Source organism: Aquitalea magnusonii, from assembly GCF_002217795.2.
Taxonomy (GTDB): domain Bacteria; phylum Pseudomonadota; class Gammaproteobacteria; order Burkholderiales; family Chromobacteriaceae; genus Aquitalea; species Aquitalea magnusonii_B.
The window spans coordinates 2,655,968-2,668,934 of sequence record NZ_AP018823.1; the positions used below are offsets into that span (position 1 = coordinate 2,655,968).

Genomic DNA, 12,967 nt, shown 5'->3' on the forward strand with positions numbered 1-12,967 from the left:
CTTGTGGCCCGACAGGCAAACCCTGCCACCGCACCATGTTTTTGATGCTGCCATGGTACGTAAAGCGACTGGACAATAACAGATTCAGAAAAATACAATTGAGACCATAACAGTTATGCAATCTCCAAACTGTTATGGTCCACTTTGCCAAAAACTGTGCCGGACAGCCGTCCGCCGCCCAAGGAATGCACCATGAATCAGGAGCCGCTCTACCAGCAGTTGGTCAATGAATGGATCACGCTGATCCAGAACGGCGTGATGCAGGCCGGCGAACGGCTGCCTTCTGTCCGCAAGGCCTGTGACATCCACAAGGTCAGCCCGTCCACCATTCTGCTGGCCTACCGCACGCTGGAAGACCGCGGCTTTATCGAAGCGCGGCCGCAATCCGGCTTTTATGTCAAAGCCGCCGCCAGCCTGCCGCTGCCACGCATGCGCCGCCAGAGCGAAGCCGCGCCCACCGGCGAAGTGGTGGACCATATCGAAGCGGTGATGCGGGTACAGACGTCAGCTGATTTCATCGACCTGTCCCTGGCCAGCCCGCGCGGCAGCGACTTCTACCCTACCAACCGCTTCAAGCACATCATGGGGCGGCTATTGCGCCAGCAACCGGAGCTGACCACCGACTACCCCTTCCCGCCCGGCTCGGCCCGCTTGCGCCGCCAGATTGCCCAGCGTGCGGTCAGTTGGGGCTGCGTGCTGGCCCCGGACGACATCGTCATCACCAATGGCTGTTCCGAAGCGCTGCAACTGGCCTTGCGCGCCGTGTGCAAGCCAGGCGATACGGTGGGGCTGGAATCGCCCACCTATTTTTACCTGCTGCCCTTGCTCAAAAGCCTGGGCCTGTCGGTGATCGAGATTCCTACCCACCCCAATAGCGGGCTGTCACTGGACGCACTGGAATTGCTGCTATCGGAAAAGCGGCTGCAAGCCATCGTGGCCATGCCCACCGTACACAACCCGCTGGGCAGCACCATGCCGCCGGAAGCCAAGCGCCGGCTGGCGCAACTGGTCAACGACTACCGCATTCCGCTGATCGAGGACGCCCCGCACGCCGACCTGCACTACGGCAGCCAGACGCCGGACGCGGTAAAGGCCTTCGACCGCGATGGCTGGGTGCTGCTGTGCTCCAGCTACAGCAAGACGCTGGCACCGGGTTTTCGCATTGGCTGGATTGCCGCCGGACGCTTTGCCCGCGAAGTATTGCAACTGAAATGCGCCAGCTCGCTGGGGCAGCCACGGCTGCTGGAAGAAACCCTGGCCGAATATCTGGAAAGCGGCGGTTACGACCATCACCTGCGGCTGATCCGCCGCCATTTCATGAGCCAGATGGAACGACTGCGTGGCACGGTGGCCAGCCGCTTTCCACAAGGCACCCGCGCCACCCTGCCCTCCGGCGGCTGCCTGTTGTGGGTGGAACTGCCCGCCGGGGTGGACACGCTGGAGCTGTTTCACGCCGCGCTGGCCGAACGCATTACCGTGGTTCCGGGGGTGATGTATTCGGCGCGTGGCCGTTATCGCAACTGCCTGCGGCTGTCCTGCTGCTATCCGTGGAACGAAGCCTACGAACGGGCGCTGGTGCGGGTGGGCGAGCTGGCCTCCGACATGGGGGCCAACTTGGGAGAAAACGGCCTGGTGACACTGGGGGAGTGAACCCTCAGCATGTCTGATCCTGATCAGAGCCTGTTGCCCGCAGCGTGGCTAAGCTGCCCGGCCCTGTGTCGGACAATTGTCGCTGCGGGATGAATCGACTATGCTCGGAACACCCCGGACGCCTTGGCAGCCCGGCCAACACCCCCGAAACACCCCATAGCAGCGAGTGATGACCCCATGTGCCAGCTATTAGGCATGAATTGCAATACCCCCACCGACATCCTGTTTTCCTTTGAAGGCTTCCACCGCCGTGGCGGCCTCACCGACCACCATGCCGATGGCTGGGGCATTGCCTTTTTTGAAGGCAAGGGTTGCCGCATCTTTCTGGATGACAAGCCCTCGGTGGAATCCGCCGTCGCCCATCTGGTACGCAATTACCCGATCAAGTCGCAAAACGTCATCGCCCACATCCGCAAGGCCACCCAGGGCGAGGTCAATCTGGCCAATACCCATCCCTTCATGCGCGAGATGTGGGGCCAGTACTGGATTTTCGCCCACAATGGCGACCTGAAAACCTTCCAGCCCGAAGCCGGCTGTCACTTCAACCCGGTGGGCAGCACCGATTCGGAACGCGCCTTTTGCTACCTGCTGGAGCAATTGCGCAGCAAGTGGTGCAGTGCGCCGCAACTGGACGAACTGTTTGCCGAAATCGACCGCCTGGCGGCCGAAATCCGCCAGCACGGCGTATTCAACTTCATGCTGAGCAATGGCGAAGTGCTGTTTGCCCACTGCGCCACCAATCTGCACTACATTATCCGCCAGGCGCCGTTCAACAAGGCCCATCTGGTGGACGACGATGTCACCGTAGATTTTTCCACCGTCACCACCCCGTACGACCGGGTGGCCGTAGTGGCCACCCAGCCATTGACCGACAACGAAAGCTGGATCCAGCTACAGCCCGGCCAGCTATTGCTGTTTCGTGACGGCGCACCGTTGCAAAGCAGTGGCCACTGAAGCGAATACCGCTGCATGCCTTACACAAGCCGTTTCTCAGGAAACGGCTTTTTCGTTTGCGGCCCGTCGCTTCCGCGTTATGCTGTTTGAAAGGCCACTTCTGCAAGATGGATAACAATAGCGCCACCGGAGAGACATCATGAGCCGTTTTGACTTCAGCCATCCGCCCTTCGACACCCTGACGCCCGGCGAACAGCAAACGCTGGAAAAACACGCCGACATCCAGTTTTTTGCCGAGGAAGAATGCCTGCTTGGCCCCAGCGACCGGGTAGATGCCCTGTACGTGGTGCTCAAAGGCAGCATGCGTGAAATGGCAGGCGACGAAGTCATCACCCTCTACCGCGAACGCGATACCTTCGACGCTCGCGCCATGGTAGCCGGGCAGACGCCACACCGCTTTGTGGTACACGAAGAAGCCCTGCTCTACACCCTGCCGCGGGATGTGGTGATGGCGCTGACCGAACAGAACCCGCGTTTTGGCGCCTACTTTTATGCCAGCGTGTCAGAGAAGTTCGGCAGCATGGCGCAACGTGCCGGCAACCGCGAACTACAAACCCTGCTCACCGCCACAGTGCGCGATGTCGGCAGCCGCACCCCGGTGTTCGTGGATGGCAGCACCAGCGTGCGCGACGCGGCGCGGGTGATGAAGGACAATAAGGTCAAGTCGGTACTGGTACGCCATGACGGCAGGCTGGGCATCTTCACCACTACCGATTTTCGCGACATCGTGCTCAACGAAGTCCCCGGCAGCACGCCACTGGCAGCCCTGTGCCGCTTCGAACTGCTTACCGTGGACGTGGGTGACTTCCTGTTCAATGCGCTGCTGATCATGACCCGGCGCAATATCCGCCGCCTGGTGGTGACCGACAATGGCCAGGCCATCGGTATCTTGTCCCAGGTGGACATCCTGTCCTACTTCTCCAACCACTCCCACCTGATTGCCCAGCGGCTGGATCGCGCCGACACGCTGGACGAGCTGGCGGAAATCGCCGCTCAAATCACCCGTCTGGTGCAAATCCTGTTCAGCCACGGCGTCAAAGCCCCGCAACTGGGCCGCCTGGTGCAAACCCTCAATGCCCGGCTGTTCTCCCGCACCTGGCAACTACTGGCCCCGGCAGAACTGCAAGACAATAGCTGCCTGCTGGTAATGGGCTCGGAAGGCCGTGGCGAACAAATCCTCAAAACCGATCAGGACAATGCGCTGATCCTGCGCAACGGCTTCAACCACCCGGAACTGCCCGCCATCTGCGAAGCCTTTTCCGCCGCACTGGCCCGTTTTGGCTACCCGCCCTGCCAGGGCCAGATCATGGTCAACAATGCCGCCTGGCGGCTGACCGAAAGCCAGCTGCAACAGCAGATTCACCAATGGGTGTACCAGCCGGATGGTGCCGCGCTGATGAACCTGGCCATTTACGTGGATGCCGAAGCCGTCGCCGGCGATGCCAGCCTGCTGGAACGCAGCCATGCCTATTTGCTGCAACAGCTACGCGACGATGCCAGCTTTTTCTCGCGCTTTGCCCGCGCCATCGAACAGTTCGACACCCCTTTGGGCTTGTTCTCCCACCTGCTCACCAAGGAGCGCAACGGCAAGGCCATGCTGGACCTGAAAAAAGGCGGCATTTTCCCGCTGGTGCATGGCGTGCGTTCACTCTCACTGGAACACGGAATCAGCCAGTGCAACACCTTCGACCGGCTGCACGCACTGGCCGAAGCCGGGCATCTGGACAAGGAGCTGGCCAGTGAAATTGCCGAATCGCTGTCCTTCCTGCTCACCCTCAAGCTGAGCCAGGGCTTGCAGCAACTGTCGCTGGGCAAACAGCCGGGCAACCAGATTGAACCCGATCAGCTCTCCACGCTGGAACGCGACCTGCTGAAAGACGCCCTGGGCGTGGTGAAGAAATTCCGCACCCAGCTGCGCCACCATTTCCGTCTGGGGAGCTTCTGATGCTGGGCAATCTCAAACGCCAGTGGCAGCGCCGCATGCTCAAAGACCCGCGCTATGTCACCCTGTTTGTCGACGACACACAGGAGGTGGTCAGCGTGGACTGCGAAACCACCAGCCTGAAAGTACAGGAAGCCGAACTGCTATCCATTGGCGCGGTGAAGCTGCGCGGCAACCGCATCCTGTCCAGCCAGGCCTTTTATGTGCTGGTCAAACCCACGCGCAAACTGGAAAGCCGCAACATCAGCATTCACGGGCTGCGCCCGATGGATGTGTCGGAAGGGCTGGATGCAGACGACGCAGTACGGCAGTTGCTGGACTTCATTGGCGGGAGGCCGCTGGTGGGTTACTACCTGGAATACGATGTGGCCGTGCTCAACAAATACGTGCGCGGCATCACCGGCATCAGCCTGCCCAACCGGCAGATCGAAGTCTCGGGCCGCTATTACGACTACAAGTTCAAGCAAAACCCCGGTGCCTACATCGACCTGCGGCTGGCCGAGCTGATTGCCGACCTGCAAGTGCCGGCCCTGCCGCGCCATGACGCGCTGAACGACGCCATTACCGCCGGCATGCTGTACCTGGCCTTGAAACAACGTGGCTTTGGCTGATACGCAGCGTTCCGCCGTGAAATGCAAAAAACCCGGCCGAAGCCGGGTTTTGTCTTGCGCACCTGCTGTAAACGCAGGCTCAGTAGCCCATTTCCTCGTGCTGGGTTTCTACTTGCTGGCCAGCACCCAGCGACATCATCAGCAAGGCAACACGTTCATGCACGATGACAGTATGGCTGTTACCGGAAAACTGCATGAAGCGGCGCAGATCTTCGCGCACCTTACGCGAACCGGTGACATCAATGATGATGTCCACCTGATCGCCCTGCTCGGCAATCTCGATGAAGTTGCTGGTTACCGGTACGCCGCGCGCGCGCGCCAGCTCGATACCGGGCAGACGCAAATCCAGATCAGCCACCCCGACCATTTCAACAAACGGGGCATCCAGCAGTTGCTGGAGCAGCGGGGTGCCGGTTACACCTGCGCCTATCATGCCGATTCTGTATTTTTCCATATTACCCTCGAAGCCATGCGGCAGATTATGCCTTTAGAATAAGAGTCGACACTCTAACAGCAGCGACAAGACCCTGATTTGAGACAAATCAAACTGCATGCAGCCAGGAAAAAGAAAAAGTATATCGTCAGGCCAGGCCGGCCGAAAAACCACACCACCAGCAGGAAGCGGCGCAACAGGACAGCCCGCAAACCCATGCAGGGCGCATCAGGTTCGCAGGCAGCAGCACCCCGCCCTGTCTAATGCAGGCTTTGCCGCGACAGAAAGCGCAGATAGCCCACGCCCTCCAGCCAGAAGCCACCATCAGCCAAGGGCGTGGCATCTTCCAGATCACCCAGGGTCAGTACCAGATCCTGTCCATCAACATGGGCTTCCAGCACGATGTCATCCTCATCGGCAAACTCCTCCGACGCGCCGTGCTGATCCGGCTTGATAAACTGGTTGTTGACCTGAATGTAATCCGACTCATTGAGCAAGCGCAGGATGTTCATGGCAACCTCCGTGTGATGCAGTTGAGAGACAAGGTCACAGCCGACAGTCACCAGCCAGATGCGCCCGTCAACTGGCGCAGCACTGTCAGGCTACCGCACAGCATCGATCCGCATCCCCCATCACAGCCAGCCAAGTTCGGCCATAGACACCGCCTGGCTGCCCGTTACCACAAAATGATCCAGCAAACGACAATCCAGCAATGCCAGCGCCGCAGTGAGACTGGCGGTCAGCGCCCGGTCGGCCGCCGAAGGCTCCGCCACGCCGGAGGGATGATTGTGCGCCACGATCACGGCGGCTGCATTGTGTTGCAGACAGCGCCGCGCCACCTCTCGCGGATAGACCCGCGCCTCGGTCAGCGTACCACTTGCCAGCTCCTCCACGGTGATAAGCCGGTGCTGCGCACTCAGAAACAGCACCACAAATACCTCGACATCACGCCGTCCTATGGCCCAGCGCAGGTAGTTCTTCACCGCATCCGGCCCGTCCAGCACATCGCTGAGCGTCATTTCTTCAGCCAGCGCGCGGCGCGCCAGCTCCTTGCACGCCATCAACTGCGCATACTTGGCAGCCCCAAGGCCAGGACAGCGCTCAAAATCCGCCAGTTGGCAGCCCAACAGCGCCGCCAGCGAGCCAAACTGCGTCAGTAGCTGCCGCGCCATGTCCACCGCCGTCATTCCCTTGATGCCGGTACGCAGAAAGATGGCCAGTAATTCGGCATCGCTCAGGGCGGCAGGCCCCTGGGCCAGCAATTTTTCACGGGGTCGTTCGGCCAATGGCCAGTCAATGATGGACATGAATGATTTACCCTTACTCTGGCTATAGCTTGTTTGGACGCAGTCGGCAAACATCATATCCACGCCCCGCCATCTTCCCCTCCCGGCCAACGGTCAGTTGCAAGCCGGCTGCGCGGCCATGCGGAATTTCCGGTAAACTTTCGGCTTTATATTGCACAGTAATCCGGGAAGCCCGATGACAGCCAGACGCATCCTGCTCGGTGTGAGCGGCGGCATTGCCGCCTACAAAGCTGCCGAACTCACCCGCCTGCTGGTCAAGGCCGGTCATACGGTGGAAGTGGTGATGACCGAGGCCGCCACCCGCTTTGTCACGCCAGTCACCTTTCAGGCCCTGTCCGGCAACGCGGTCTACACGGATATCTGGGACCCGCGTCCCGACAATGCCATGGCGCACATACAACTATCGCGCCGGGCCGATGCCTTCCTGATTGCCCCGGCCAGCACCAACCTGCTGTTCAAGCTGGCCCACGGCGTGAGCGATGACCTGATTTCCACCCTGGCCGCCGCCCGCAGCTGTCCGCTGATCGTCGCTCCGGCAATGAACCGCCAGATGTGGCAAAACCCGCCCACCCAGCGCAATGTCGCCCAGCTGAAGGCAGACGGGGTGTCGGTATGGGGGCCGGACAGCGGTGAACAAGCCTGCGGCGAGGTGGGCGAAGGCCGCATGCTGGAGCCGGAAGCACTCGCCGAACTGCTGGAAGGCTTTTTTGTGGCCAAGACCCTGGCTGGCAAAAAAGTGGTGCTGACCGCCGGCCCCACTTATGAAGCCATCGATACCGTGCGCGGCATCACCAATATCAGCTCCGGTAAAATGGGCTATGCACTGGCACGCGCCTGCCGCGACGCCGGTGCCGAGGTAACGCTGATTTCCGGCCCCACCGGCATGGCGGCACCGATTGGCATGCAGCGCATCGATGTGAGCAGCGCGCGCGAAATGCACGATAGCGTGATGCAGACCGTCGGTGCCGCGGATATCTTCATCAGCGTGGCCGCGGTGGCCGACTACCGGGTGAAAAACCGCTCGGAGCACAAGATCAAGAAGGGCAGCGGCCTGCCGGTGATCGAACTGGAAGAAAACCCGGACATCCTGGCCACCGTGGCCAGCCTGCCGGCCGCACCGTTCTGTGTCGGCTTTGCCGCCGAAAGCCAGAACCTGCTGGAATTTGCCGAGAGCAAACGCAAGAAAAAGCGGCTGCCGCTGCTGGTGGCCAATCTGGCGCAACACGCCATGGGTGCGGACAGCAACCAGGTTGTGCTGCTGGATGATGCCGGTGCGCACGCGCTGCCGGACCTGCCCAAGCCCGCCGTGGCTCGGGCCATTGTCGAGCATCTAACCCGCCTGCTGCCCCGTTAAGTCGCAACCACAACCCGACCTTGCCCTACAAGGCAGGCCCACGCGGCCTGCCTGCCCATTTCATTTGCAGGAAAACCATCATGAAACCTGTTGTAGACGTCAAAGTGCTGGACCCGCGCCTGCACGACAACCTGCCCGACTACGCCACGCCGGGCTCCGCCGGCCTGGACCTGCGCGCCGCCATCGACAAGGACTTGCTGATTGCACCGGGTGAAACCCAACTGGTGCCCACCGGCATGGCCATTCACATTGCCGACCCCAAGCTGGCGGCCATGATCCTGCCGCGTTCCGGCCTGGGCCACAAACATGGCATCGTGCTGGGCAATCTGGTAGGACTGATCGACTCCGACTACCAAGGCCAGTTGTTTGTCTCGGTGTGGAACCGGGGGCACACCGCCTTCCGCCTGGCACCACTGGAACGCATTGCCCAGATGATCATCGTGCCGGTGGTTCAGGTGCAGTTCAATCTGGTGGATGAGTTCGACCAGTCCGAGCGCGGCGAAGGCGGTTTCGGCAGCACCGGACGCAGTTGACAGCTAGACGGGCGGCCGGCACATGGCCGCTCGCCCGCTGGCTTCCCTGTCATTGACTGCCTATACTGGCTCCATCGTTTGTCATGAAACTGCCCTGCAGCAACCAATGTGGCCTCAATGGATATGCCCAGCGTCTCTTCACACAACACGCCACCGGCACCACCCTTGCCGGAAATCCTGGACAGTCTTGTTGAACTGACCGCCCAGCGCGAGCGCAGAACGCTGGAAATCAGCCTGCTGACCACGCTGCGCGAACTGATGCCGGACTGCACCATCGCGCTGTACAACTGCCGCTGGATAGACGGCCACCCCTGGTGGCGCATCCAACTGGACAATCTGGACGAGCTACCCCAGCAAAACCAGCCCTGGACCCTGCCAGGCGGCAAAATGTTGCGCATCCTGCTGCAACAGGAAGCACATCAGCTCATCTACCCTACCGATACCGGTCTTTGCGTACCGCTTTACCAGGCCAATCAGGTGATTGCCGTGCTGATGGTGACGCCATCTGCCGATAGCGTGGTAAACAACCAGTTGCTGATTGCGCTGGCACGCATCCACGAGAACTTCCTCAATCTGCTGCATGCATCGGACAGTGACACCCTCACCGGCCTCAACAATAGACGCAAGTTTGATGCCCAACTGTTTTCACTGGTAGGCGTAACGGCAGGTCGCAGCCAGCGCATCCCGTTTCTGGCACTGCTGGATATCGATCACTTCAAGCAGGTTAATGACAATTACGGCCACATCATCGGCGATGAAGTGCTGCTGATGCTGGCGCAGCGCATGCAGCAGTTTTTTGGTGAGGACGATGGCCTGTACCGCTACGGTGGCGAGGAATTTGCCATCCTGTTTCACTCAGCCAGCGAGGAAAAGGCGCAGGCCATACTGGAAGGTTTCTGCACCCGCATCGCCAGCCAGCCCTTTCCACAAGTGGGTCAGATCACGGTGAGCATCGGCTTTACCAGACTGGGCAACTGCCTGGTGCCGGCCCAGGTGATAGAGCGTGCCGACAAGGCGCTGTATTACTCCAAAACCCATGGCCGCAACCAGGTAAACCAGTTTGAAGCCCTGCAACAACTGGGCATGGTGAGCGAGGCCGAAGTCGTCAGCGGCGACATCGACCTGTTCTGAAGCGGTGACGAGCTCAGCGCAGCGAGAATGCCTCGTGATGGAAACGCGGCGGCACCGCGCGGCTGGCCAACTGGCGCTGCAGGCTCTGCCCCAAACCTTCCGGCCCGCAGAACCACACATCGGCAGCCTCGGGCAGCGCTGCCACCTCCAGCCGCTGGCCGTGATCGCTCTCCAGCAAGTGCAGGCGGATACCCAGCCGCTGACAGGCATGGCGCACTTCATCCAGCCCGGCGGCTTCACTGGCCTTGCGCACGCAGTAGAAGAAATCCACCGGCATCGTCACCGGCTGCCAGCAAGCCTGCAGCCAGGCCAGGAAAGGTGTCACCCCCACTCCACCGGCTACCCATACCTGCGGTCCGGACAGCGGCCTACCATCCACCCCGCCGGTAAAACCACCATAAGGCCCCTCCAGCACCACCTTGCAGCCTGGCTTCACCCTGGCGGGCAGGCTGGCGGTGTAGTCTCCCAGCGCCTTGATGACAAAACGCAGCTCGCCATGCCCTGGCCAGGCCGAAGCAATGGTAAAGGGGTGGGCACCTTCTGCCGCATCCAGTCGCAACAGGGCAAACTGCCCCGCCTGATGCCCAGGCCAGCGCGGCACCTCACAACGGAGTTCCAGCATATTGCCCGGCAGGACATGCACGGCGGTAACGCTACCGGCATGGCGCTGCAAGCTACCCACCTTGCGCTGCAAGGAAGCAATAGCGGCATAGCTGCCAACCAGCAGCAGCACGGCCAGCGCCCAGCCCAGCGGCGTCCACCAGAATGCCGTCGGGATGAGGATGGCACTGTGAAACACCCCCATCAGATATACCGGGGCAAACAGCTTGTGCAATTTGCGCCAGAAACCATACGGCACCATGCGCAGCAAGGCGACAATCACCAGGCCGAGCACCACCCAGGCGGCCCACTCACCCACCTGCTTGGCCAGGCCAGTCCAGGAAAAAACATGCGCACGGAATGGCCTGACCTTGGGCGCAATCAGCCCCAGCTGGATCAGCCAGCGCGGCGACAGGTCCAGCAACCAGTGCGCCGCCAACATCAGACCGGCGGCAATACCCAGCCGGCGATGCAGCCGGTACAGCTTGTCCAGCCCGCCCCACAGCTTTTCCAGCCACAAGGGGCGTATACCCAGCAACATGCCCAGCGACATCAGCATGATCAGTTCCACGCCGCTAAGCAGCATCAATTCGTGACGCCAGGCAAAGTAATTGTCCGGCCAGGGAATATAAAGCGCGTGACACAGCACGAAGGCCAGTGCGGTCAGCAGCATGGCACTGGCTAGCGGATAAGCAGCCCAGCGGAAAGTTTTCATGTCCAGCGTCCTGATTGGAAAGATTGAGGACATTGGACTACCGCGGCTTGTCTTGCCTTTTAAGCAGCAAGACCGAGATGTTGCTATGTAATAAGCGGGGGCGCGCTTTAACAATTATTCGCAAATCAGCACAAAACCAGCACAGCAACGGGCAACGCTATTGACATTACCCCCGGCGGCCCCATTTAATTCCCACTTTTAGCGCGCCGTATACTTTGCAGCGTCTCACTTACTCTCCCCAAACAGGAAAATCTCATGGCCATTATCGTAAACGGCGTTGAAATCACTGAAGCCATGGTGCAGGCTGAACAGGAAAACCACGCAGACGCGCCCAATCCGCGCGATGCCACTATCCAGGAACTGGTGCTGCGCGAGCTGCTGCTGCAACAAGCCAAGGCGGAAGGTCTGGACGCGGCCAACCCCAATGCAGCCATCGGTGCCCTGCTGGAAAAGGAAATCCAGGTTGAGCCGGTAGACGAAGCCACCTGCCGCGCCTTCTACGATGAATACCCGGAACGTTTTGCCAGCGGCGAATCCGCCGTGGCCAGCCACATCCTGTTCCCGCTGGGTGGTGGTGACGAACTGGGCAATATGCTGGCCAAATCCAAGGCCGAAGGCGTGCTGGCCGAAGTACAAGCCAACCCAGCGCGCTTTGCCGACCTGGCCCGTGAACACTCCACCTGCCCGTCCGGCAAGCAAGGCGGCAGCCTGGGCCAGTTTGGCCGTGGCCAGATGGTGCCGGAATTCGAACAGGCCGTTTTCAGCACCGCAGCCGGCCAGATCACCCCCAACCTGGTGCAAACCCAGTTCGGCTATCACATCATCCAGGTGAACGAACGCAATCAGGGCGGCCAGATCAGCTTTGACGACATCAAGGAACGCCTGCAGCAATACCTGACCCAGATGGCCGGCAACAAGGCCATGCATGAATATCTGGCCGGTCTGGTACAAGCCGCCAAGATCGAAGGCTACAGCATGCCGGCGCTGTAATCCGGCACCACGCCATGCAAAAAGCCGGGCTAGCCCGGCTTTTTTTATGCCCGCCAACACGGCCTAGCGCGCATACACCATGCCGCCATCTTCCGTTTTCAGCTTGCCTTGTTGTGGCAGCAGGATCATCTGTTCAAATGGCAGCGGCGCAATCTGGCTGATGTCATCAATGGCAAAAGCCGCCAGCCTGGCTTCTGCCCGAACCGCCGGAATGGCAAACCATTGCCAGTCCCCCTGGTCGCCATCCCGACGCAAGCCTGCCCGCGTCCAACGCTCGGCGGCATCCACCTGCACGATGGCATCGCCATTGCGATCAGTGACCGCGCGCCAGCGCTTGCCGCCAGCACTTTCAAACAGCACTTCCATGCCGGCAGCCGGCCCTACCTGCGGCACGCCGACAATGGCGATCCAACTGCCCGGCTCTGCCGGCTTGCGAATGCGCAGCTCATCCTCCGCAAACAGCCGGAACAGCGGCGAACCCTTTGGCCTGCTGGCCAGCAGCTCCAGCTTGCCATCCTTGAGCCGCCATTTGCCCGTGGCATACTGATCGACCGCGCCATAGCTCAACTTCCATTCAAAGCTGGCATCCGGCCGCAACAACAACTCCCCACCCACCTCGCGCACATTCTGCAGCCAGTAATGGCCGCTGAGTTCCGCTTCAGAGAGCGAGGCGGCATGCGCCGGGGACCACGCCAGCCCACACCAAGCAACAACCACAAGCAAGCAATGAAGGACGCGCATGAGGAG

Annotated in this window: 12 protein-coding genes and 1 pseudogene; 8 read left to right on the top strand and 5 right to left on the bottom strand. The window is 60.7% G+C overall.

What is annotated here, in order from left to right; genetic code table 11:
• Positions 1-192: 192 nt before the first annotated feature.
• The 4 genes and pseudogenes from DLM_RS12610 to DLM_RS12625 all read left to right on the top strand — a co-directional run bounded on the left by DLM_RS12610 (position 193) and on the right by DLM_RS12625 (position 5,157).
• Positions 193-1,650 carry a PLP-dependent aminotransferase family protein gene (locus DLM_RS12610; RefSeq protein WP_045845253.1) on the top strand — a complete coding sequence of 486 codons (1,458 nt, stop codon included), beginning with the start codon at positions 193-195 and terminating at the stop codon, positions 1,648-1,650.
• A 177-nt stretch (positions 1,651-1,827) separates the two neighbouring features.
• A pseudogene (locus DLM_RS12615) lies at positions 1,828-2,577 on the top strand (class II glutamine amidotransferase); the annotation flags it as partial.
• Between the two features lie 166 nt (positions 2,578-2,743).
• Positions 2,744-4,549 carry a putative nucleotidyltransferase substrate binding domain-containing protein gene (locus DLM_RS12620; RefSeq protein WP_089086043.1) on the top strand — a complete coding sequence of 602 codons (1,806 nt, stop codon included), beginning with the start codon at positions 2,744-2,746 and terminating at the stop codon, positions 4,547-4,549.
• Positions 4,549-5,157 carry a 3'-5' exonuclease gene (locus tag DLM_RS12625; protein WP_089086042.1) on the top strand — a complete coding sequence of 203 codons (609 nt, stop codon included), beginning with the start codon at positions 4,549-4,551 and terminating at the stop codon, positions 5,155-5,157. The genes DLM_RS12620 and DLM_RS12625 overlap by 1 nt, the downstream gene beginning before the upstream one ends.
• Positions 5,158-5,236: 79 nt before the next feature.
• On the opposite strand, the gene DLM_RS12630 is transcribed toward DLM_RS12625, so the two are convergent.
• From DLM_RS12630 to radC, 3 genes are all read right to left on the bottom strand, one after another.
• The gene (locus tag DLM_RS12630; protein ID WP_089086041.1) at positions 5,237-5,611 is read right to left on the bottom strand and encodes an oxidoreductase; all 375 of its coding nucleotides are present in this window, start codon (positions 5,609-5,611) and stop codon (positions 5,237-5,239) included.
• A 239-nt stretch (positions 5,612-5,850) separates the two neighbouring features.
• Positions 5,851-6,102, bottom strand: coding sequence for a hypothetical protein (locus DLM_RS12635; protein WP_089086040.1), 252 nt, complete (start codon positions 6,100-6,102; stop codon positions 5,851-5,853).
• Positions 6,103-6,222: 120 nt separating this feature from the next.
• The gene (gene radC, locus DLM_RS12640) at positions 6,223-6,897 is read right to left on the bottom strand and encodes a RadC family protein (protein WP_089086039.1); all 675 of its coding nucleotides are present in this window, start codon (positions 6,895-6,897) and stop codon (positions 6,223-6,225) included.
• A 175-nt stretch (positions 6,898-7,072) separates the two neighbouring features.
• Between radC and coaBC the strand changes: the two genes are divergently transcribed.
• The 3 genes from coaBC to DLM_RS12655 all read left to right on the top strand — a co-directional run bounded on the left by coaBC (position 7,073) and on the right by DLM_RS12655 (position 9,915).
• Complete coding sequence (coaBC, locus tag DLM_RS12645; protein ID WP_089086038.1) at positions 7,073-8,251, top strand: bifunctional phosphopantothenoylcysteine decarboxylase/phosphopantothenate--cysteine ligase CoaBC; 1,179 nt, start codon at positions 7,073-7,075, stop codon at positions 8,249-8,251.
• Positions 8,252-8,331: 80 nt separating this feature from the next.
• Positions 8,332-8,784: a dUTP diphosphatase gene (gene dut, locus DLM_RS12650; protein ID WP_089086037.1), complete on the top strand. Its 453-nt coding sequence runs from the start codon at positions 8,332-8,334 to the stop codon at positions 8,782-8,784.
• Positions 8,785-8,901: 117 nt separating this feature from the next.
• Complete coding sequence (locus DLM_RS12655; protein WP_089086036.1) at positions 8,902-9,915, top strand: GGDEF domain-containing protein; 1,014 nt, start codon at positions 8,902-8,904, stop codon at positions 9,913-9,915.
• 13 nt (positions 9,916-9,928) lie between these two features.
• On the opposite strand, the gene DLM_RS12660 is transcribed toward DLM_RS12655, so the two are convergent.
• On the bottom strand, positions 9,929-11,230 hold the full coding sequence (locus tag DLM_RS12660; RefSeq protein ID WP_167467103.1) for a ferric reductase-like transmembrane domain-containing protein: 1,302 nt from the start codon (positions 11,228-11,230) through the stop codon (positions 9,929-9,931).
• A gap of 255 nt (positions 11,231-11,485) precedes the next feature.
• On the opposite strand from DLM_RS12660, the gene DLM_RS12665 reads away from it, so the two are divergent.
• Positions 11,486-12,220, top strand: coding sequence for a peptidylprolyl isomerase (locus DLM_RS12665; RefSeq protein WP_089086034.1), 735 nt, complete (start codon positions 11,486-11,488; stop codon positions 12,218-12,220).
• A gap of 63 nt (positions 12,221-12,283) precedes the next feature.
• On the opposite strand, the gene DLM_RS12670 is transcribed toward DLM_RS12665, so the two are convergent.
• On the bottom strand, positions 12,284-12,961 hold the full coding sequence (locus tag DLM_RS12670) for a hypothetical protein (RefSeq protein ID WP_145985849.1): 678 nt from the start codon (positions 12,959-12,961) through the stop codon (positions 12,284-12,286).
• Between the last annotated feature and the right edge of the window lie 6 nt (positions 12,962-12,967).